This is a genomic window from Mycobacterium sp. IS-836 (assembly GCF_001954275.1).
Taxonomy (GTDB): domain Bacteria; phylum Actinomycetota; class Actinomycetes; order Mycobacteriales; family Mycobacteriaceae; genus Mycobacterium.
This window is the reverse complement of sequence record NZ_MBEU01000068.1, coordinates 39,376-60,746: the sequence shown is the minus strand read 5'-3', so window position 1 is coordinate 60,746 and position 21,371 is coordinate 39,376. Positions and strand designations below refer to the sequence as shown.

Genomic DNA, 21,371 nt, shown 5'->3' with positions numbered 1-21,371 from the left:
CTCGCGCGGGCTGCCCGCTAGTCGGTATCCATGGATCCAGGCGTCGTCTTGGACACCTGAACCAGGAATTCGTAGTTGGTCTTGGTCTTGCGTAGCTGCGACATCAGCAAGTCGATCGCCTGGTGGGAATCCAGCCCCGACAGCACGCGGCGCAGCTTGTGCACGATGCCGAACTCGTCGGGTGAGAGCAACAGCTCGTCCTTGCGGGTGCCCGACGGGTTCACGTCGACCGCGGGGAAGACCCGGCGTTCGGAGATCTTGCGGTCCAGCTTGAGCTCGGCGTTACCGGTGCCCTTGAACTCCTCGAAGATGACCGTGTCACCGGTGGACCCCGTCTCGACCATCGCCGTGGCGATGATTGTCAGCGATCCGCCTTCCTCGATGTTGCGCGCGGCGCCGAGGAAGCGCTTGGGCGGGTACAGCGCGGTGGAGTCGACGCCACCGGACAGGATGCGGCCCGACGCGGGCGATGCGTTGTTGTAGGCGCGCCCCAGCCGGGTGATCGAGTCCAGCAGCACGACGACGTCCTTGCCCTGCTCGACGAGCCGCTTGGCTCGCTCGATCGCCAGCTCGGCGGCCTGGGTGTGGTCCGACGGCGGCCGGTCGAACGTCGAGGAGATGACCTCGCCCTTGACCGAGCGCTGCATGTCGGTGACCTCCTCCGGCCGCTCGTCGACGAGCACGACCATGAGGTGGCATTCCGGGTTGTTCTTGGTGATCGCGTTGGCGATGTCCTGCAGGATCGTCGTCTTACCCGCCTTCGGCGGCGACACGATCAGCGCTCGCTGGCCCTTCCCGATCGGCATGATCAGGTCGATCACGCGCGTGGTGAGCCGGTCCGGGGTGGTTTCGAGACGCAGCCGCTGGTTGGGGTACAACGGCGTCAGCTTGGAAAAATCGGGTCGCTTCTTGGCGTCTTCGACGGATCCGCCGTTGATGGTGTCGAGGCGGACCAGCGGGTTGAACTTCTGCCGCTGGTTGGGCTGCTCGCCTTCGCGGGGCACCCGAACCGCGCCGGTCACCGCGTCGCCGCGGCGCAGGCCGTTCTTGCGGACCATGTTCATGGAGACGTAGACGTCGTGCGGACCAGCGAGGTAGCCGGAGGTGCGGACGAACGCGTAATTGTCGAGGACGTCAAGGATGCCGGCCACCGGCTGAACGACGTCGTCCTCACGCAGTTCGGCGTCGGCGCCGTCGCCCCCACGTTCACCGCGACGCCGGCGGTCGCGCTCGCGGAATCGGCGTCCCCGCCGGCCCTGACGCCCCTCGCCGTCGTCGTCTTGCTGGTTCGAGCCGCCGCGATTCTGCTGGCCGCCCGAGGCTTGCTGGTCGCCGCCGGCGTCCTGCCCGCGCTCGTCGCTCTTGGCGTCCCGTTGGCCCCCTTGGCGCTTGTCGGCGTCGCCAGATTTGTCCGTCTCGCTAGAGGCCTTGCTGTCGCCGGTGCCCTCGCGATCCGCCTCGTCGGCGGTGCGGGCGCCCGATCCTGCGTCGCGGGTCGCGGCGCGCCGTTCCCGGCGCGGGCCCTCGGTCGCCGAATCGTTCTGTTCCACTTGCGGTTCCCCTTGGGCGGCAGGCGCTTCGGCAGTCGCCGTATCGGATTTGTCGCCGGCGTCAGAAGAGGCAGCGGGGGCCGACGCACCGTTGGCCTGTCCCCGGATTTCCTGAATCGCTGCGATCAGTTCGTTTTTGCGCATGCCTGACGTCCCCTTGACGCCGGCACGGTTAGCCAGCGCGCGCAGCTCGGGCAGCACCATGGTGGACAGGGAGCCAACCGAGACATCGCTTTTGGTGTCTGGCGTTTCTGTGTTCACGGGACTCGACGGCTGACTGCCGTCGGTACTTTCGCTCGCCGTGAACAGGTCCGTATCGGTCACGGATTTCCTTTCTTCCCCCGTTGATCACGTGATACGGGGGTTCGTTGCATTCAGCCAAATTGCCGAGTGCGACCAATCATCGACTCTGCAACGGTGATCGCCTTGATCGGCGGAGTAAGCGGCGAACCTCGTTCACGAGAAGAATTGGTGTTGTCCTAGCGGCAAGGCAGTAAGTATGCAGATGCAGATCCTGCGATTGCTGGACGGCTCCGAGGATAACCCGCATCCCTGCCGGAAGCAAGCAAACCCTCCGGCCACGCTGTGGATTAACTGGGAACCGTGACTCCCGGACTCCAGCGAACTGCTTCGCCGGCGGTCATCTCGGTGATGGTAAATCCGTTCGCGGCGCCGTACTCCAGCACTTCCGAGGGCAGTTCCGGCTCAGTGGTCAAAGCGATGAGCGACGGGCCAGCCCCCGAAAGTGTCGCTACCACGTTATTACGCCGCAGCAGTCGCAAATATTCCGACGAGGCGGGCATCGCCGGGGCGCGCTGGGGTTGATGGAGAACATCCTCGGTGGCCGCCATCAACAGATCCGGCCGCTCGGTCAGCGCCACCACCAGCAACGCGGCGCGGCTGACATTGAACGTCGCATCGTCGTGGCTGACCTGGGCGGGCAACAGCACCCGGGTCTCCGCGGTCAACGAGCGCGCTTCGGGGATCGCACAGTACAGATGGATGCCGGGATGAAGTCGCAGCGGCACCGCCGAGTATTTGGCATCGTTGCCCGTGCGGTCCGTCCACGACACCACCGCGCCACCCAACACCGCCGCCGCGGCATTGTCGGGATGACCTTCGAACTCGGAGGACAGCTGGATCAGCTCGGAGTTGGCCAGCGGCGTCGAATCCGTCTGTGCGACAAGGCCGTTCACCGCCGCCAGGCCGCCGACCACCGCCGCGGCGGATGAACCCAGGCCACACGAATGCGGGATGGCGTTGCGGCAGCGCACCACCAGGCCCGCGGCCTTGACTCCCACGGCGCGCAACCCGCACTCGACGGCACGCACCACAAGATGCTCGGGACCGAGTGGCACCTGCCCTGCGCCCTCCCCCTCGACTTCGACGGTCAGACCGGAATCCGTTGTCTCCACGATGATCTCGTCGATCAGACTCAGGGCCAGGCCGATGCTGTCGAAACCCGGGCCGAGGTTCGCACTGGACGCCGACACCACGGCGCTCGCCAGCAGCCCGGCTGGCAGTACCTGGCTCACCAAAAGGCCTTAACCACTAGGCCAGCCCCAACTTCTCGACGACAAGCACGGGATCGACGGGCAGGGCAGACACGCTCGGCATGTCCCGCAGTGCGGTGTCGGGATCCTTGAGGCCATTGCCGGTCACCGTACACACCACCGTCGACCCGCGGGCGACCCAACCGTCGTCGATGGCCTTGAGCAGCCCCGCGATGCTGGCGGCGGAGGCCGGCTCGACGAACACGCCTTCGCAGCTGGCGACCAAGTGATATGCCGCAAGAATCTCGTCGTCGGTGGCGGCCAGGAAACGCCCGTTCGATTGCTGCTGCGCCGCAACCGCGGCCGTCCACGACGCCGGCGCGCCGATCCGGATCGCGGTGGCAATGGTTTCGGGGTGCCTGACCGGTTCACCCAGCACCAACGGCGCCGCGCCGGCGGCCTGGGTGCCCAGCATGCGGGGCAGCTTGTCGATCACACCCGCTTGGTGATATTCGGTGTAGCCCTTCCAGTACGCGGTGATGTTGCCGGCGTTGCCGACGGGAAGGGCGTGTACGTCCGGTGCGGCGCCCAGCGCGTCGACGATCTCGAAGGCCGCCGTCTTCTGGCCCTCGATGCGCACCGGGTTGACCGAGTTGACCAACGAGATCGTCGGGAAGTCGGCGGCCATCTTGCGGGCCAGTTCCAGGCAGTCGTCGAAATTGCCGTCGATCTGGATGATCTTGGCGCCGTGCATTACCGCCTGCGCCAGCTTGCCCATCGCGATCTTGCCCTGGGGTATCAGCACCGCGCAGGTGATCCCGGCGCGGGCGGCATATGCGGCCGCCGACGCCGAGGTGTTGCCCGTCGACGCGCACAACACCGCCTGCTGGCCGCGGGCCAACGCGTCGGTGACGGCCATAGTCATGCCCCGGTCCTTGAAGGAGCCGGTGGGATTGAGGCCCTCGACCTTGAGATGGACGGTGCAGCCGGTCTTTTCCGACAGCCGGGTCGCCGCGATCAGCGGCGTGCCGCCCTCGAGCAGCGTGACCGGCGTCCAATCGTCGCCGACCGGTAACCGGTCGCGGTACGCCGCGATCACGCCCGGCCACGGTTGGTGCGTGGCCGTCGGGGTCGCCCGGGGGGCGCTCATAGGCTGGTCCCTTCCAGTCGCAGCACGCTCGCCACGCCGTGGACGGAGTCCAAATCGGCTAGGGCATCGACGGTTTCGGAGAGCGCGGCGTCGGTGGCGGTGTGCGTGACCACCACGATGCGGGCTCCCACCCGTCGCCCACCTTCGTCGACCACGCCTTCCTGGCGGACCTCGGCGATGCTCACCTCACGCTTGGCGAATTCCGCCGCCACCGAAGACAAGACGCCGGGCTTGTCGGCGACGTTCATGCTGACGTAATAGCGGGTGTTGATGAAACCCATTGGTGCGATGGGCAGTTGGGCATACCGGGACTCCCTCGGACCACGGCTGCCGAGCACCCGGTTGCGGGCGGCCATCACCAGGTCGCCGGTCACCGCCGATGCGGTGGGCGCTCCCCCGGCCCCCTGGCCATAGAACATCAGCCGGCCCGCGGCCTCGGCCTCGACGACAACGGCGTTGAATGCCCCGTTGACGGTGGCCAGCGGATGCGACATGGGCACCAGCGCCGGATAGACGCGCGCCGAAACCCGTTGCTGGCCATCGTCGCCCGTGATGCGCTCGCAGATGGACAGCAGCTTGATGTTGCATCCCAAGGACCGTGCGGACACGAAGTCCGCCGGGGTGATCTCGGTGATGCCTTCGCGGTAGACGTCGTCGGCGGTCACCCGGGTGTGGAAGGCGATGGATGCCAGAATCGCGGCCTTGGCCGCGGCGTCGTAGCCCTCGACGTCCGCGGTGGGGTCGGCCTCGGCGTAGCCCAGCGCGCTCGCGTCGGCCAGCGCGCTCTCGTAGTCGGCACCGGTGCTGTCCATCTCCGAAAGGATGTAGTTGGTGGTGCCGTTGACGATGCCGGCCACCCGGTGCACGGTGTCACCGGCCAGTGATTGGGTGAGCGGCCGGATGACCGGAATAGCGCCCGCGACCGCCGCCTCGAAATACAGGTCGACGTGCGCGCTTTCCGCGGCCTGCGCCAACTCCCCGGTGGAGGTGGACAACAACGCCTTGTTCGCCGTGACGACGGACTTGCCGTGCTCGAGGGCGCACAGGATCGCCTTGCGGGACGGCTCCACCGGCCCCATCAATTCCACGACGATGTCCACGTCCTTGCGCGAGACGAGCTCTTCGACGTTGTCGGTCAGAAGCTCGATCGGGACGCCGCGATCGTCAGCGACGCGGCGCACTCCGACGCCGCGGAGCACCACGGGTGCACCGACGCGAGCGGCGAGGTCTTGCGCGCTGTCCTCGATGATCCGGACAACCTCGCTGCCGACGTTGCCCAAACCCAGTACCGCCACGCCGACCGGCTTTTCGTCACCGGGCACAGTTCACCTCACTTCCAGACTCAGCAGATCGTCGACCGTCTCGCGGCGCAGGATCAGGCGGGACCGCCCCGCACGCACGGCGACCACGGCGGGCCGGCCGATCATGTTGTAACGACTCGAGAGCGAATAGCAGTAGGCGCCGGTGGCCGCCACTCCCAGCAAGTCGCCGGGGCGCAGGTCGCCGGGCACCCACGCGTCGCGCACGACGATATCACCGGTCTCGCAGTGTTTTCCGACGATGCGGGCCAGCGCCGCCGGCGTATCGCTGACTCGCGAGACCAGCCGGACATCGTATTGGGCGTCATAGAGCGCCGTTCGGATGTTGTCGCTCATGCCGCCGTCGACGCTGACGTAGCGCCGGTTCGCCGTGGCGCTCACGTCGACGTCCTTGACGGTGCCGACCTCATACAAGGTGATGGTGCCCGGTCCGGCGATGGCGCGGCCGGGCTCGACGACCAGCCTGGGTGCGGACAACCCGACCGCCGCCGACTCGCTGCTCACGACGGCGCTCAACTTGGCCGCGAGTTCGGCCATCGGCGGTGGATCGTCGGAGGCCAGATACGAAATACCCAGGCCGCCACCAAGATCCACCGTCGAGATCTGCGCGGTCTTGTCGATCCCGAACTGGTCGACGATCTCGTGGAGCAGGCCGATGACGCGGTGCGCGGCCAGTTCGAACCCGGCGACGTCGAAGATCTGCGAACCGATATGGCTGTGCAACCCGACCAGTCGCAGGTGATCGGTGTCGAATACCCGGGACACCGCCGCCAACGCCGCGCCGCTTGCCACCGACAGGCCGAACTTCTGGTCCTCGTGCGCGGTGGAGATGAACTCGTGGGTGTGGGCTTCGACGCCGACGGTGAGACGAACGAAGACGTCCTGGACGACACCGGCCTCAGCCGCGATCGACTCGAGGCGCTCGATTTCGGTCATCGAGTCCAAAACGACATGGCCCACACCGGCTTTCACCGCGGCTGTCAGCTCCGCGACCGATTTGTTGTTGCCGTGGAAGGTGATCCGCTCCGGCGGGAAGTCGGCGTGCAGCGCCACCGCCAGCTCGCCGCCGGTGCACACGTCGAGCGACAGGCCTTCCTCGTCGATCCAGCGCGCGACCTCGCTGCACAGGAAAGCCTTGGCGGCGTAGTGCACGTTGTGGCCGCCGCCGAAGGCCGACGCGATCTCTGCACAGCGCGAGCGAAAGTCGTCTTCGTCGATGACGAACAGCGGGGTGCCGTACTCCTGGGCGAGGTCGGTCAGCGGCACTCCGGCGATGCTGGCGACACCGGCTTCGTCGCGAGCTATGTTGCGCGGCCACACATTCGGTGCCAACCGCAGCAGCTCCTCGGCGGATTGCGGCCGCGGCGGACTCTCGGTGTGCCGGGTCTCTTCGGCGTGCCGGGGACCGGCGGGATGGACGTTCACATTCGCTCCGGGGCTGTGACTCCGAGGATCGCCAGCCCGTTGGCGATGACTTGGCGAGCGGCCTGGCACAGCGCCAGCCGCGCGGTGTGCAGGTCGGTGGGCTGTTCATCGCCCTGCGGCAACACCCGGCACGAGTCATAGAACCGGTGGTAGTCACCGGCGAGGTCTTCCAGGTAGCGGCATACGCGGTGGGGTTCGCGCAGGGAGGCCGCCGTGTTGAGTACCCGCGGGAATTCGCCGATGGTGCGCAGCAGCGCGCCCTCCTTGTCGTGGCTGAGCAGCTCGAGGTGCGCGGTGTCGGGGACGAGACCCAGTTCGGCGGCGTTGCGGGCCAGCGCGGAAAGCCGCGCATGCGCGTATTGCACGTAATAGACCGGGTTTTCGTTCGACGCCGAGGACCATAGCGCCAGGTCGATGTCGATCGGTGTGTCCACCGACGAGCGGATCAGGCTGTAGCGCGCGGCGTCGACCCCGATGGCCTCGACCAGGTCGTCGAGCGTGATCACCGTTCCCGCCCGCTTGCTCATGCGGACGGGCTGGCCGTCGCGGACCAGGTTGACCATCTGCCCGATGAGCACCTCGACGGTGGCCGGGTCGTCGCCGAACGCGGCGGCCACGGCCTTGAGCCGGGCGATGTATCCGTGATGGTCGGCGCCGAGCATGTAGATGCACAGGTCGAAGCCGCGTTGCCTCTTGTCCAAGTAGTAGGCGATGTCACCGGCGATATAGGCCGGCTTGCCGTCGCTCTTGATCACGACCCTGTCCTTGTCGTCACCAAAAGCGCTGGTGCGCAACCAAGTTGCGCCATCCTTCTCGTAGATGTTGCCGGTCTCCCGCAGCCTGGCGATGGCCTGGTCGACGCGGCCGCTAGTGTGCATCGAGTCTTCGTGGGTGTAGACGTCGAAGTCGGTGCCGAACTCGTGCAACGACTTCTTGATGTGGGTGAACATCAGGTCGACCCCGATCGCGCGGAAGGTCTCGCGCATGTCCGGCTCGGGCAGGCTCAGCGCGTCGGGTGCCTGCTGCAATACCTGCGCGGCGATGTCGGTGATGTAGGTCCCGGCGTAGCCGTCGGCCGGGGCCGGTTCGCCTTTGGCCGCGGCGATCAGCGAGCTGGCGAACCGGTCGATCTGGGCGCCGTGGTCGTTGAAATAGTATTCGCGCACGACGTCGGCGCCCTGCGTGGACAGCAGGCGGCCCAGCGCGTCGCCGACGGCGGCCCAGCGGGTACCGCCGATGTGGATCGGTCCGGTCGGGTTGGCCGAGACGAATTCCAGGTTGACCTTGTGGGTGGCCTGCGCGCCGGAATGGCCGTAGCTGTCCCCGGCGTCGATCACGTCGTTGACGACCTTGGCCTGGGCCGACGCCTCTAGGCGCAGGTTGATGAAACCCGGCCCGGCGACTTCGGCCGAGGCGATGCCGTCGGCCTGGGCCAGCGCTTCGGCGAGCCATCCGGCCAGCTCACGCGGATTAGCGCCGACCTTCTTGCCCAGCTGCATGGCCAGGTTGCTGGCATAGTCGCCGTGCTCCGGGTTGCGGGGCCGCTCCACGGTGACCGGCTGCGTTAATACGGCAGCATCCAGCCCGCGCTCGGCAAGCACCGCAGCAGCGGTGGTTTTGAGCAGCTCAGCCAGGTCAGCGGGGGTCACGAACGTCCATCCTATGGGCTTCAGTCCCTACGCCCGAATCCATTACGGTGGCGGCGACTGGCGGCCGCTCTCATGCAGGCCGCGGACGATGTGGAAGGTTGGGCTGATCCTGAATGGGTGAACACTCCGCTGTTCAAGCTGCGCCGGCTGTTGATTGAAGCGCTTGCCGCGGTGGACAGGTGTGCCGAGCGATGACCGGCCTCGGCAAGGCTTCGCGTACAAGTACGCGAAGCCTGGTTTACCGTGAGCGTCCATTGTGTCGGGCGAAACCGGGACAGCCGTGTGTGACGTTGGCTGACGGCACACCCCCATCGCAACTCCCCGCGCGCCAACGTCGACGCCGCTCGGGCCGTCATCCTGCTCGGGGCGGCGGGCCGATTTCATGACCTTGCTTAGGTAGTCACTAACTAGGATTACCCAGCATGGCAGCGCCCAGGTCCTGTCCTATGGGTTGTCGTCTAAATAAGGGGTGCTGAAATAAAAACAACGCACGGCATTTTCAGCAACGTCCTCGTCGAATCCCATCTGCTGTATCTTTGGAATTTCCGCCTTCTGAAATGCCTCGTTGGGAACACCGGAATTGAGATCCTGCCGCATCACGAACCAGAGCCTATTCACTTCGATTTGCCGCCCCGCGGTGCCCGGAATACCTAACATGCAACCCTCGTAATAGGTCTGGGAAGCGCGGTTGTCAGCGCGAGCGGACGGCCCATTCAGCACAACCGATGCCATGACCGGGGCGGCGATGGCCATACCGACCGCCGCACCAACATAGATGAAACGCATGCTCACAGTAATTACACCCTCGCCGAGGCCAATAAGTCCGAATGGAGGATTTTTCCGTGCAGGATCGACCGTAGCCGCTCGAAGAGTCTCCGAGGATTGGTCGCGCGCTCAGCTCAGCGGTTCTAGTGCCCGTCGGCGGGGGAACTAGCCAAATCGGGTCGACGGCATCGTACGGAGGGATGACGACGCCGTTGTTGGCTTCGGGTCTTGGCGTGCGGACGCAGGGCCACCCTCCCGCGGGTGCGCTCGGCCATTCGACCGATGTTGGCGTCCAGCACCGCCTCGTCGAGGACCAGCGCCGGTGTGGGCAGGCGGAAACGGGAGTTCGGCTCGCCAATCATGGCTTGCGCCAACTGGTTTGCCCGGACGAACCAGCATCAGGGTGCGACGGACGTCAGGTGCTCGAATCCCGCAATCGGGACGATGTCCGGAAGCCGGCGGATCGCGCCGTTCTGAGCCCACTGGCTTTCGTCCGATCGCGGTTGGACGAATCGCACACGCTCGACTCGCTGGCCCGGTTGTGCGGGCCCAGCACCCGAACGCTGGCGCGCCGGACGCGAAACGCCATGGGCCTCAGTCCGTTGCAGCTGGTGCAGCGGGTTCGCCTCGAACGCTCGCTGCACCAGCTGCATGCCCCTCGAGGAGATCGCCGCCGCGGTGGCGTTGGCCGATCCGGCGACTCTGCACCGACTGGTGAAGAAACACACCGGGCGATCACCCGGGGCGCTGCGCCCGAGTGCCCAGGCGCGGGCCTCTTGATCTGTGGCATCGTCACGGCCGTCACGTCCATGCGTTACTCTGGCTGGGCCCAATGGCGCAACGACTATGTTGTCGCGCCCCCGTAGCTCAGGGGATAGAGCGTCTGCCTCCGGAGCAGAAGGCCGCAGGTTCGAATCCTGCCGGGGGCACAACGCATTTAAGCAGGTCAGAGGTGGTTTTTGAGCGCCACTGGAGTAAACCGGACTCAGATCGTGCATTTCAGCCCGACGTGGGCGGCGTGGTACCCGAGCCGGCGATAGAACGCCCGGGCCCTTTCGCGAGCCTCGTCGGTGGTCACCTGCGCCAGCCGTGCCCCGCGCGCTCGGCCGTAGCTGTGTGCCCACTCGACAAGTGCAGTACCAAGACCCTGAGCGCGTTCGGCTTTGGCGACCCGTAATCCCTCGATCTGCAGCCGGGTCGCGCCGCCGCGGGAAAGGCCGGGGATGATGGTCAATTGCACAGTCGCGACGACCGCATCGGAACCGTCCAGGACGACCCCGAGATAGTTGGATCGGTTGCGAACGACGATGTCGTAGGCCGCCTCGTAGCGTTCGAGTTCGGCGTCTTCGCGATCCTGAGCGAATTCGTCGTCGGAGAGCAGCTGGGCGATCACCCCCACGTGTTCGCGCGTCGCGCGCTGCACCCGATATGTACGGTCCGCTACCTGCAGCAGTCCTCGAACCGAGGACTGCGCGAGTCCCTGTAGGCGCGCCACCAACAGGTCCAGCCACGCCCCGACGTTGGTTCGTGCCTCCGCGGTATCCGGGTAGCGGCATCGCAGATGTAGCCCGGACTCGTCCTGGATGAACCAGAGCATGACGCCGTCGGTGTCAACGCTCGCGCTCACATACTGGGCGTCGAGTCCGACCGAGTCGATGCGCACCGGAAGTCTGCTTTGGTCCAGCCAGGAAATCGCGAACATGCCTGGCGCGATGGGCATTCCACCCCACGGAGCCAGTACGTCGGCTAGTGGCCAGGAACCAAGCTGCACGGCTTCTTTGACGGCGGCGGCCGCGGCGTGCGGCTCGGCAACCGCCGACTCCAGGACCGAGTTGGTGATGAACCAGCCCACCGAGTCGTGCCATTTGTCTTCAAATCGGCTGTGCACGGGGAAGACCGCGCGCAGCGGCGCCCCGGCCAACTCTCGGGTCACCGCAGTCATGGCGACCACCGCGAGTGCCAGCGTCGAGACACCGTCGTCGCGCGCCCGCGCGACGAACGCGGCGCCGTCATCGACATCGAACACGTCACGCACTTCAACGCGTTCCGGATGCGGCCCGGACGCACCCAACGGCAGCGGAAACCGTGGCATCACCCCGCCGCTGTCGCTGATGATTTGTGCCCATCGCGCGCGCACGCGTTCCGGTGCGGCGGGACGGTCCAACAGTGCTTGGGTGTGCACGACAAATGCCGGCGGCGGCTGCGGCGACGACGTGCGTCCGATCCGCGCGTCGGCGAGCATCGACAACAGGTCCCGGGCAATCACCAGCATCGACCACATGTCCACGTGGGCGTGGTCGGCAGCGATCACCACCGTCAATCCGGCGGCAGTCTCCAACACACACAACCGATGTGAGGGCCGCTGATAGGGCGAGCATGTCGCATTGAGAACCACTCGCAGTGCGTCGTTGACCGCCTGGCCCGGAGTGATCTCGTGCTCTACCCACTTGCCCGGGTGAATATCGATCTCATGCAGCTGCGGATCGCCGTCCGCCCCGGGTGTGAATGCCGTTCGGAGGGTGCCGTGGCGGGCGATCACGCCCAGCCACGCATCGGCCAACGATTGGCGGCTCACCCCCGCCGGCAACCGAATGGACAGAGCCATCCAGGAGCCGGGTCGTGCGCCCGCACAAACGTGGATGCGCTGGTCGAAAGACACCGGGAGCTGCCGGCCGAGGTCAGACACCGCCACGTCGTAGCCCCAGAGTCGTCCGAAGGGTAGCCGCAGGTGCGCCACGTTCGTCAGCCGCATGGCGGTACCCTAACGCCCCAGTTAGCCTGGATGCTCGGTCAGCGCGGGGCGAGCCGTCGGGTCGTGAAACGAGTTGGGTGATGTCCACTTTCGTGGTTCCCGGAGCAGAGCTTGCGGTTGAACTGAGCGACGAAGGCGGTCATCCCGTAGTTCAACTGCACGGGCTCACCTCCAGCCGCGCGCGTGACCGGGTGCTCAATCTCGACCTCGGCAGGGGCCTCAGCGGGACCCGACTGCTGCGGTACGACGCACGCGGCCATGGCAAGTCGACAGGGCGCAAGGTCCCGGAGGATTACCGATGGGAAAGCCTTGCCGAGGATCTTCTGCAGCTGCTCGACAAATGGTTTCCCGGCGAGCGGGTGCACGGAGTCGGCCCGTCCATGGGTGCCGGCACGCTGCTGCACGCTGCCGCCCGCGAGCCGGACCGCTTCGCCGGCCTCACGCTGATGGTGCCGGCCACCGCGTGGGAAACCCGGCCCGCGCAGGCGGCGATCTACCGGGCTGCGGCCGACTTCATCGAAACCGAGGGTGTCGGTGCCTTCGTCGCGTCGTCGCGTGGGGCGACTCCGCCGCCAGCCACGGTCGGCAGGCCCGAAACGGTTCCCGATGTGGCCGACGCGCTGCTGCCGTCACTGTTTCGGGGCGCGGCCCTCAGCGACCTGCCCGCTCGCGAAGCGGTCGCACGAATCGATGTGCCGACGACGATTCTGGCCTGGGTCGGCGACCCCGCGCATCCGATGTCGACAGCGGAATCGCTTGCCGCACTGATGCCGCGGTCAACGCTCACCGTGGCGCACAGCCCGGCCGATGTCGAGACGTGGCCCCAGATCCTGAGCCAAGACGTCGCCCGCAAAGGCTGACTTGTACGCGGACGCCGCGTCGGCGCATGCCTGGGCCGTGTCGGCATCGTTATCCGCTGAGTTCCAGCCGGGGAGCTTCCTCACCAGGGCCGTTTTCAGGTCCATCCACCCCGATTGCGGCCGGGGACAGTCGCCCGACCGCGGGTTCCCAAAGTTCTGCGGAAAAACTGTCCGCGTTAGCCGAGTCGGACGCTCCTACCTGTGAGCGCGGTCCACAAGGGTCCGCCCACGAAAGTACGGAGCACAGCGTGAACATCAACCCCTGCCTGGACATGATCGGGCCCGCGGCGGCGATACGTAGAGCCACTGGGCGCCGGGCACTACTCGAACACCAACGCCGGCGCCGCCAGAATGCCGCGCTTTTCCTGAGTCTGGCGCACGAAGCCGGCATCGCAACCGAGGAACGCGCCGACAGCCCTGTGATCCCGTGCATCGTCGGCAGCTCGATCAAGGCGCTACGCCTGTCGGGCGCCCTGATGCGGCGCGGCATCAATGCCTACCCGATCCTTTTTGCGCCGGAAGACAGAGCGGGCCTGCAGTTCTTTGTTGCCAGCTGCTACTCGGAAGACCAGATCCGGTTCATGGTCAACGCATTGGCCGAGGAGCTGGAGCTGCTGAACACGCGCGGCTAGGTCCGCAAATTTTCAACTATCCCCAATTAGCTTGCCGCACAGCGATTTCAGCAAGTCGCGATGAGAAAGATCTCGGCGATCGCGCACGACTTTCACACGCGCTGGGCAGTCATGTTGATGTCAAGTGTCCCCTGGCACGGCCCGTTCAGGATGTCGGTGTGCATGGTGCCGGACAGTGACCCGTCGGGTTGGGGCGTGTAGCGGGTTGTGCCTCGGGCCGGACTCCATTGGATGGAGGTGTCGGGCATCATGCAATCCCATTGGAAATCGCTGACTTGCGTCCATGACGACCCGTCCCAGGTGAATTGGACCGGTTGTGGAACCGTCGGGTTCCTCGGCGGCGGCCCGCCGACGATCGTGGCGACACACTTGCCGCTCGCACAGCTCGAATGGAACGTGTAGGTATCGGTGTACTGCACCTCCGGCTGACTGGCCGCCACGCTGGTCCCGTCCTTGGGACCGACGATGAACGTGATCGCGTACTCGCCGTTCCAGGACGGAGTATCGCCGGAGGCGACTGAGGGAAGCGCGAGTGCAATCGCGAGCGACGCGGCGCCCAAACCTATGCGACTACTCAAACCGTCTGGGGTCATCGGTTCCTCCTCTGGGTCCGAACCCCCTCTCCATACTGTTCCTCCGCCGCCGGCACAGAAAGTCCTTCGGAAAAAACTGTCCACGTTGGTCGAGCCTGACGCTCCTACCTGTGAGCGCGGCCCACCCGGGTCGGCCCCACGAAAGTACGGAGCACAGCATGAACACCAACTCTTGCGTCGACGCGATCGCGCCTGCGGCGGCAAAACGGAGAGCCACCGGGCGCTGGACGCTACTCGAACACCTGCGCCGGCGCCGCGCGAATGAAGCGCTCTTCATGAGCCTGGCCCGCGAAGCCGACATCGACACCGGCCACCCAGCGTGCGCCCCGATGATCCCGGTCGTCGTCGGCAGCTCGACCAAGGCTCTGCAACTCGCGTATGCCCTGCAGCGGCGCGGCATCAATGCCGACCCGATCATCTTTCCCGCCGTGCCGGAAGAAGAAGCGCGGATTCGATTCTTTGTCACCAGCTGCCACTCATCCGAACAGATCCACTTCATGGTCAAGGCGCTGGCCGACGAGCTGAAGCTGGTGAACGCAGGCCACCCGGGCCCGGCGACGAAAACCCGCCGTCGACACCCGCGACCGCAGGGTTTCCTCTGGCATCCCCTCAAAGGGCTTGCCGGATCGCGGATTCGGTAAGCCTCGACGAGAAAGACGACTGACACCGTGAAGTTGTTCTGCTTTCACCACGCCGGGGGCGGCGGGTTGGCATTCAACGCCTGGGGTAAGGCGCTGAGGCCGGCGGTCGACGTGATTCCGGTCGAGGTCGCCGACCGGCAGCGCTTCACCACACTGCGGCAGCTCGTCGACGAGCTGAACGATCAGCTGCGGACCGATCTTGACGAACCGCACATGTTCTTCGGCCACAGTTTCGGCGCCCTGCAGGCATACCGGTTGGCGTGCGTGCGCGCCGCGCAGGGATCGCCGCTGCCGCGGGCGGTCTTACTGTCGGCCTATGGCCCACCGCACCTTCCGCCGCCACTGCATGTCGTGGACCTCCTCGACGACGACCAGCTTGCGACGCTGCTGTCGGACCTAGGCGGGCTGCCTCCGCAGCTAACGCGGTGGCCGACTCTGCACGAGCGAGCCGTCACCACCACTCGACACGACTTGCGGCTGTGCATGACCGACGAGGAAGACGACACAGCCCAGCTGCCGTGCCCGATTCATGTCTTCGGCGGCAGCGAGGACCCGCTCGTGAGTGAATCGGACTTGCGCGAATGGCGTTCGCGGACAACGGCGGACTTCTCCGTGCAGATCCTCCGGGGCGGCCACTTCTATCTGCGCGATAGGCAGCCGCTGTTCAAGACGCTCCGTCCGCTGATGTCGACGATCGCGGCGGCGTAGCTGTATCGCTGCAGGCCGTTGTTGATGTCTACTTAGCTTGAGGCAGCTATCGGGTGCGGCCGGATCGTTTATCGGAGGAAGGAGCCAGACATGTTCCTCTCAGAAATCGTTTCGCGCCGAGTGGTCGTCGGCGCGATCGGCGCCGTGGCGGCCACCGGCGCGCTGTGGTGCGCCACCGCGGGGACCGCCGCGGCCGACCCGCCGCCGCGCCCGCCCAACTGCACAGCCGCGGACGTAGCCGGTGTCGCGGCCGGTGTTGCCACGTCGCTCTCGACCTATCTGTTCACTCACCCCGACGTGAATGGCTTCTACACCGGGCTTCAGGATCAGCCCAAGGATCAGATCCAAGGCGACGTCCAGAACTACTTCAGCGCCAACCCACAAGAGCAAGCCGACCTGGAAGCAATCCGCCAGCCGCTAACCGACATCAGGCAGCGTTGCCAGTGGACTCCATTACTTGGCCAGGGGGCCGCTCCGTAACGCGATCGGAGTGACGGAAAGGAGATCGCGATGAATCTGTTGATGCGGTCTTGGACCGCCGCGGGCATAACTGTGTTGGCCCTTACATCGATTCCTGAGATATATGCCGTCGTGCAGCCCTCCGGCGTGGCCAACGCCGACGTGTGCGCGAGCGTCGGCAGGCGTGTTTCGGTGAGCGGGTGCACCAACGTAGCCGACACGGTCAACACCTACGTCCCGCCGCCGGCCGACTATGCGCCACTGCCGCAGGACTTTCCGCCGCCCCCACCCCCTCCGCCGCCGGTGAGTGTCTGCGTCGGAGCCGGGCGGCGAATCCACGTAAGCGGGTGCACCTAACCCCCGCCGGCGCCCCCGTCGCCTTGACAGTGGCCGTGCCCGGCTTGGACCGTTCCGCCGCCGGCGATCCCTAGCGCCGCCGCCTCGGCTTCTTCGCGGGTCGGGCCCCAGCCGCCGAAGTACTTGGTTTTCGCGCTGTTCAAAACGAGCGCGATGCACCCGCCCTGCCCGCTGGCCAGAAGGCGACAGTCGCTGATGGCCTTGCGACACGTCTCCATCGCCTTCTGCTCCGCGGCACCTTGACTGGTCCCACCGTCAACGAACTTGATCTGCCCGGTGGAATCGGACATCGCCATGGCAATCCAGTTGTTGTCGGCATGAGCGACCGGCGTTGCCGCGAATGCGGCGCCGATAGCGATCGCCACTGCTGCTTGTCTCTTCATCAGGCAAACACTATTGCACAAACGCGGCATCACCGCAGGTCAAGCCGAAAGGCTAAGGCAGCACGGTGTGCATCAACATCACGTCGTAGGCCGACCACAGCGACAGGTTGAAATACAGGTCCCGGCCCGACGACCAGGGATGGATCATCGGCGCGTAGATCCCACCGGGCATCTGGAACGACGACACCAGCGGCTGTTCGGGACTCCACGGCCCCTGGGGAGCCGGCGCCGTCCTGGCCACGACGTCGTTGCTGCCACCGTTGGTGTACAGCACCAAGTACTGCTTCAGATAACTGTTGTACTGGGACGACATTTCGCCCACCGGGCCGGGGAAAACCGGCGTCGCCGCGCCCGGATTGTTCGGGACCCAGCGCCCGCCGTTGTCGCCGTTCCAGTATTGGTACTTGGTGAGGTCGGGCAAAGCGTTCGGGGGCACTCGCGACAGGTACGCCGCACCGCCACGTCCCGACGGGGTTCCGAACGAATAGAGGTAACCGTCGGTGCCCCGCATGAACGACCCCATCTGGAAATTCTCATTGCCCGGGGTGAACCCGACACCCGGGACCGCGTCGGCCGAAGCCGTGCGCATAGAGCCGGGGTAGATTCCCCAGTTCTGGCCGTTGTCAAGGGATCTCGCGATCGCAGAGTAGTTGGTTGTCCATTCGCCGTCGCGCCCCCAATGCTGGATGGACATGTAGTTCATGTATTGGGTGCGCCCGATCGAGATGGCCGAGGTCGGAATGATTCCCGTTTCGTGCGCCGCCTTGTGGATGGAGTTGACCACCTGCTTGGACAGGCCGTTCGTCCAGACCGGTGAACCCGAATAGTTGTTGTTGGGTACGCCGTCCGCGATGTGGATTCCTTTAGACAGGTCACGGTCGTTACTGCGGAACAGTACGTTGTACCGCCATTCCTGGCCGCGGACCTTGCAGTAGCCGAATGTGTCACCGAAGGCCATCAGGGCCTGCCGGTTGGCGGGATCGCCGTTGTCCCAAATGATCCCGAGGTCGGTTCCGGAGATGCCGAATCGCTGCAGCGTCTTGTTGGGGCCGTTGGGCCCGGTCACCCAGTCGACGAGCGAAGTCGGCGCCCCCGCGATATTGGCCGGGGGCGGCGGCGCGGGCTGCGGCGCCGGTTGCGGTGCCGGCTGCGGCGGATTCGGTGCCGCGTTCGGCTGCAGCTGCGTGGCATTCGGCGTCTGCGGGAAGCCCGGCGCGGGAGGGTTGGGCCCGGGCGGCGGTACCACACCGGCTTGGGGTTGCAGTGGGGCCGAGTATCGCTGACCGGGAGCGGTCGGCCTGAGGAAGGACTGGATCAGCGGGCCCAACTTGGGCAGCGGCGCCTGGTCATTCGTATGAGTGGGACGCCGCCCGGTGGGCGGCACCACAACGGGCTGCGGCGCGGGCATCTCCTGCCGCGGGGGTGGTTCCACGTTCGCCTCGGGCGCGCCGCAAGGGGTGGCATTCGCCGATGGAGCCGGGCCCAACGCAACGATGAATGCGATGGCGGCCGTCGACACCACCCATAGCGAAGTGCCTCGAAGAATCGCCGACAAAGGTCACACCTTTCGGGGGGCGAGACGTCGCATTGACGTCTGCGGCTGGCCTATGTGACGATAGTGACTGCTGAGGCCTTTGTGACCAGTGAGCTGCGAATGGGTATGCTTCCGTGACCGTGTCGCAATAGGCTGCAGCGGGTTTGCCGCGAAGGGCCGGTGTATACGGGCGGCGGCCGTCATCCGGGCCGCACCGCAAACGCCGCCACCGGCATTTCGACGCTTCCGCCGCACGGCCCGCCGGCGATGTCGGTGTGCCAGGTGCCGCGCAGCGAACCGTCGGGTTGCGGCGCGTAGAACGCCCACGACCTTGCTGGTGACCAGACCTTCGGGATCCCGTCGCCCATGTAGCAGTCCCATTGGAAGTCGAAATGCTCAACCCACCGAGTGCCGTCCCAGGTGTAATGCGACGGCTGCGGCAACGTCGGGTTCTTGGGCACGGGTCCATCGGTGGCGGTGGCGACGCACGTGCCGGACGCGCACGACGTCACGAAGACGTAGTCGGCACTGAATGTCGGTTCGGCCTGCCCTGCGGCGGCGCTAGTACCCGTCTTGTTGACGGCGTATCTCACCAGCGAGTATTTGCCGTTCCACGACGGCATGGCCGCGTGTGCCCCAACGACTGTGGTGCCGACGATCGCCAGTGCGATACCGCCCAGCACCGCGACCCGTCGCACCACCCTCGAACGCATCGCCTACATGGTGCGGGGTTGACGACACAACGAGATATCGGCACGGACACGGCTGAAACTCTATGGCGCCGAACGCTTCCGAGACCCAGCCCGTCACTCCGGCTTCGTGCTGTCGACCTGATCCCGGTCGTAGCCGATGACCGGCGGTGAATCGCCGTAGACGTCGAGGGTGTGGATGAAGCGGTGCACTCCCATCACGCCGGCGCAGGTGAACCCCAACTCGATGATTTGCGCGGCGGTGAAATGCTCCCCCAGACGCTTGTAGAAATCGTCGTCCATGGCGTGATGGTCGGCCGAAAGCAAGTCAAGGAATTCGACGGCCATCTGCTCCTGCGGGGTCAGCGAGCCGTGTCCCGGCGCAAGCAGGCATGCCACATCTTCGTCGGTGATCGAGTCATGCTTGCGTGACTGACTGCAGGGCTCGCACTCGCCGAGTTGCGCGCTGCGAATGCGCAGCAACTCCAGGATGCGGCCGCCGAGCAGGGTGCCGGCACCCAGCTGATGTCGGGCCATGTCGACCTGTTCGAGTTGTGCGCTGCGGTACGCGAATATCTGCAGGGGCACCGGTGTGGCGTAGAGCCCGGCGGCAACGCCGGCCTCCACGATCTCGCGGGAGCGCGAGCTCAGCTCTTCCATTGGGATTGGCGCAATACGCGGCATAAATCAGGCTAACTTTCTTGTGCGTGGCCGAAAAGGCCAGATGATTGGGAGAACTCGATGTCCAGACTTGCCGAAAAGGTCGCGATAGTCACCGGGGGCGCAGGCGGAATCGGCGCGGCGACGGCGCACGAATTGGCCCACGAAGGCGCGGCCGTCGCCGTGGTCGACGTCGACGTCGCGAAGGCCGCCGGGGTCGCCGACGAGATTCGGCGAACGGGGTCCCGCGCGATCGCGCTCGGCGGCGATCTCGCGCAGGAGGCGACAGTGCGAGAAGTGGTGGAATCGACGGTGGCGGAGTTCGGCCGCGTCGACGTGTTGCACAACAACGCGGCCCTGACCGCCAGCGACTTCTTGTCGCGGGACACCACAGTCACCGAAATGTCGTTGGATGTGTGGCAGCGGTCCGTGCAGGTCAACCTCGGCAGTCAGCTGCTGATGTGCAAGTACGCGGTCCCCGAAATGCGCAGGGGTGGAGGGGGTTCCATCGTCAACATGTCGTCTGGGGCCGCACTCAAAGGCGACCGCACCCGCCTGGCCTACGGCGTCTCGAAGGCCGGGGTGCACACCCTGACGATGTACGTCGCGACCAGCGAGGGAAAGGCCGGCGTGCGGGCCAACACGATCGTGCCCGGATTGATCCTCACCGACGCCGTTCGCGCGCACCTGTCCGAGGAGATCATCGGCCGCCTCGGCCGCGCCACGTTGACGCCGTACCTCGGAGAGCCGCGCGACGTCGCCGACCTCGTCGTATTCCTGGCTTCGGACGCGTCGCGCTACATCACCGGGCAGATGATTTCGATCGACGGCGGGATGTCCGCTCATGTCGGCCTCGACACCGGCGATTGACCGCTCGTCGGACCGAGCGCGTACGCGCCGGTCTCCGGGTGGTGATACCAGCCGCTGGCGGCATGGGTGCCGCCGTCGACGTGAATGGTCTGACCCGTGATGTAACTCGACATGTCGGACGCGAGAAACACTGCCGCGCCGGCCATTTCATCGACATGACCCGCGCGTCCCATCGGGACGGTGAGACCGAATCGCTGCTCGGAGCCCGGCGGCGCGATCTGCCTGATGCCTTCGGTCAGCGTGATGTCGGGCGCCAGCGCGTTGACCCGGATGCCGTGCGGGGCGAGCTCGAGTGCGGCGGTCTTCGTGTAATTGATGACGCCGGCCTTGGCCGCCGCGTAGGTGGCATATCCGGGCGCGGCGCGCACCCCCTCGATCGAGGTGACGCTGATGATGCTGCCTGCCAGCTTCTGCTCCACGAGGATGCGAGCCACCCGCTGCGTGCACAGGTAGACGTGCCGCAGGTTCGACTTGTACAGCGCGTCCCAACCGTTCTCGCTGGTGTCGAGGATCCCCGACCAGAACACCCCGCCGGCGTTGTTGACCAGGATCGTCACCGTTCCGAGTTCGGCGGTCGTCTGCTCCAGCGCGGCATCCACCGCGGCGCCGTCCCGGACGTCGACGGTCAAACCCAGCGCGCCGATCTCCTCGGCCGCCGACGCACACGAGTCAGGGTTGCGTTCCCAGATCGCGACCCGCGCGCCGAAGGCCTTCAGGCCGGCCGCAATGCCGCGGCCGATGCCCGCGCCTCCGCCGGTGACGACCGCGACGCGGTCGGTCAGAAGGACGCTGGAGGGATCGAGTGTCATGGAGATGAATATAGAACAATCCCACTTCAAGGTTTACAGTCAAAACTAAATCTGTTCGATATGTAACAACGCG

General features: G+C 66.1%; 21 protein-coding genes and 1 tRNA gene. 8 read left to right on the top strand and 14 right to left on the bottom strand.

Going from position 1 to position 21,371, the window contains the following annotated elements; genetic code table 11:
• Window positions 1-17 precede the first annotated feature (17 nt).
• From rho to A5747_RS18680, 7 genes are all read right to left on the bottom strand, one after another.
• Complete coding sequence (gene rho / locus A5747_RS18715; RefSeq protein WP_076126992.1) at window positions 18-1,874, bottom strand: transcription termination factor Rho; 1,857 nt, start codon at window positions 1,872-1,874, stop codon at window positions 18-20.
• 266 nt (window positions 1,875-2,140) lie between these two features.
• The gene (thrB, locus tag A5747_RS18705) at window positions 2,141-3,088 is read right to left on the bottom strand and encodes a homoserine kinase (RefSeq protein WP_076126989.1); all 948 of its coding nucleotides are present in this window, start codon (window positions 3,086-3,088) and stop codon (window positions 2,141-2,143) included.
• Window positions 3,089-3,101: 13 nt separating this feature from the next.
• Entirely contained in the window at window positions 3,102-4,193 is a 1,092-nt protein-coding gene (thrC, locus tag A5747_RS18700; RefSeq protein ID WP_076126987.1) for a threonine synthase, read from the bottom strand.
• Complete coding sequence (locus A5747_RS18695; RefSeq protein ID WP_076126985.1) at window positions 4,190-5,515, bottom strand: homoserine dehydrogenase; 1,326 nt, start codon at window positions 5,513-5,515, stop codon at window positions 4,190-4,192. The genes thrC and A5747_RS18695 overlap by 4 nt, the downstream gene beginning before the upstream one ends.
• 3 nt (window positions 5,516-5,518) lie before the next feature.
• Complete coding sequence (gene lysA / locus A5747_RS18690) at window positions 5,519-6,853, bottom strand: diaminopimelate decarboxylase (protein ID WP_233148087.1); 1,335 nt, start codon at window positions 6,851-6,853, stop codon at window positions 5,519-5,521.
• A gap of 80 nt (window positions 6,854-6,933) precedes the next feature.
• On the bottom strand, window positions 6,934-8,586 hold the full coding sequence (argS, locus tag A5747_RS18685; RefSeq protein ID WP_076126980.1) for an arginine--tRNA ligase: 1,653 nt from the start codon (window positions 8,584-8,586) through the stop codon (window positions 6,934-6,936).
• A 444-nt stretch (window positions 8,587-9,030) separates the two neighbouring features.
• Window positions 9,031-9,378, bottom strand: coding sequence for a hypothetical protein (locus tag A5747_RS18680; protein WP_139329693.1), 348 nt, complete (start codon window positions 9,376-9,378; stop codon window positions 9,031-9,033).
• Between the two features lie 829 nt (window positions 9,379-10,207).
• On the opposite strand from A5747_RS18680, the gene A5747_RS18670 reads away from it, so the two are divergent.
• Window positions 10,208-10,280: transfer RNA gene (locus A5747_RS18670), tRNA-Arg, on the top strand.
• A 56-nt stretch (window positions 10,281-10,336) separates the two neighbouring features.
• Here the strand turns inward: A5747_RS18670 and A5747_RS18665 are convergent.
• Window positions 10,337-12,103, bottom strand: coding sequence for a GNAT family N-acetyltransferase (locus tag A5747_RS18665; protein ID WP_076126975.1), 1,767 nt, complete (start codon window positions 12,101-12,103; stop codon window positions 10,337-10,339).
• Between the two features lie 80 nt (window positions 12,104-12,183).
• Between A5747_RS18665 and A5747_RS18660 the strand changes: the two genes are divergently transcribed.
• Entirely contained in the window at window positions 12,184-12,963 is a 780-nt protein-coding gene (locus tag A5747_RS18660) for an alpha/beta fold hydrolase (RefSeq protein ID WP_076126973.1), read from the top strand.
• Window positions 12,964-13,211: 248 nt separating this feature from the next.
• Window positions 13,212-13,595 carry a hypothetical protein gene (locus A5747_RS18655; protein ID WP_076126971.1) on the top strand — a complete coding sequence of 128 codons (384 nt, stop codon included), beginning with the start codon at window positions 13,212-13,214 and terminating at the stop codon, window positions 13,593-13,595.
• Window positions 13,596-13,687: 92 nt separating this feature from the next.
• On the opposite strand, the gene A5747_RS18650 is transcribed toward A5747_RS18655, so the two are convergent.
• Window positions 13,688-14,188, bottom strand: coding sequence for a hypothetical protein (locus tag A5747_RS18650; RefSeq protein ID WP_076126968.1), 501 nt, complete (start codon window positions 14,186-14,188; stop codon window positions 13,688-13,690).
• A 110-nt stretch (window positions 14,189-14,298) separates the two neighbouring features.
• Between A5747_RS18650 and A5747_RS18645 the strand changes: the two genes are divergently transcribed.
• The 4 genes from A5747_RS18645 (at window position 14,299) to A5747_RS18630 (ending at window position 16,353) form a co-directional block, all read left to right on the top strand.
• Complete coding sequence (locus A5747_RS18645; protein ID WP_142245644.1) at window positions 14,299-14,829, top strand: hypothetical protein; 531 nt, start codon at window positions 14,299-14,301, stop codon at window positions 14,827-14,829.
• A gap of 27 nt (window positions 14,830-14,856) precedes the next feature.
• Window positions 14,857-15,537 carry a thioesterase II family protein gene (locus tag A5747_RS18640; protein ID WP_076126964.1) on the top strand — a complete coding sequence of 227 codons (681 nt, stop codon included), beginning with the start codon at window positions 14,857-14,859 and terminating at the stop codon, window positions 15,535-15,537.
• A gap of 90 nt (window positions 15,538-15,627) precedes the next feature.
• Window positions 15,628-16,017 carry a heme-binding protein gene (locus A5747_RS18635; protein WP_076126961.1) on the top strand — a complete coding sequence of 130 codons (390 nt, stop codon included), beginning with the start codon at window positions 15,628-15,630 and terminating at the stop codon, window positions 16,015-16,017.
• A 42-nt stretch (window positions 16,018-16,059) separates the two neighbouring features.
• Window positions 16,060-16,353, top strand: coding sequence for a hypothetical protein (locus A5747_RS18630; protein ID WP_076127308.1), 294 nt, complete (start codon window positions 16,060-16,062; stop codon window positions 16,351-16,353).
• On the opposite strand, the gene A5747_RS18625 is transcribed toward A5747_RS18630, so the two are convergent.
• From A5747_RS18625 to A5747_RS18610, 4 genes are all read right to left on the bottom strand, one after another.
• On the bottom strand, window positions 16,350-16,739 hold the full coding sequence (locus A5747_RS18625) for a DUF4189 domain-containing protein (RefSeq protein WP_198938224.1): 390 nt from the start codon (window positions 16,737-16,739) through the stop codon (window positions 16,350-16,352). The two genes, A5747_RS18630 and A5747_RS18625, sit on opposite strands and share 4 nt — an antisense overlap.
• Window positions 16,740-16,788: 49 nt before the next feature.
• On the bottom strand, window positions 16,789-18,291 hold the full coding sequence (locus A5747_RS18620; protein ID WP_076126957.1) for a DUF4185 domain-containing protein: 1,503 nt from the start codon (window positions 18,289-18,291) through the stop codon (window positions 16,789-16,791).
• Window positions 18,292-18,470: 179 nt separating this feature from the next.
• On the bottom strand, window positions 18,471-18,893 hold the full coding sequence (locus A5747_RS18615) for a hypothetical protein (RefSeq protein WP_076127306.1): 423 nt from the start codon (window positions 18,891-18,893) through the stop codon (window positions 18,471-18,473).
• Window positions 18,894-19,076: 183 nt separating this feature from the next.
• Window positions 19,077-19,619, bottom strand: coding sequence for a carboxymuconolactone decarboxylase family protein (locus A5747_RS18610; protein WP_233148082.1), 543 nt, complete (start codon window positions 19,617-19,619; stop codon window positions 19,077-19,079).
• A gap of 81 nt (window positions 19,620-19,700) precedes the next feature.
• On the opposite strand from A5747_RS18610, the gene A5747_RS18605 reads away from it, so the two are divergent.
• Window positions 19,701-20,489, top strand: coding sequence for an SDR family NAD(P)-dependent oxidoreductase (locus A5747_RS18605; RefSeq protein WP_076126953.1), 789 nt, complete (start codon window positions 19,701-19,703; stop codon window positions 20,487-20,489).
• Here A5747_RS18605 and A5747_RS18600 read toward each other — a convergent pair.
• Complete coding sequence (locus tag A5747_RS18600) at window positions 20,462-21,298, bottom strand: SDR family NAD(P)-dependent oxidoreductase (RefSeq protein WP_076126951.1); 837 nt, start codon at window positions 21,296-21,298, stop codon at window positions 20,462-20,464. The two genes, A5747_RS18605 and A5747_RS18600, sit on opposite strands and share 28 nt — an antisense overlap.
• Between the last annotated feature and the right edge of the window lie 73 nt (window positions 21,299-21,371).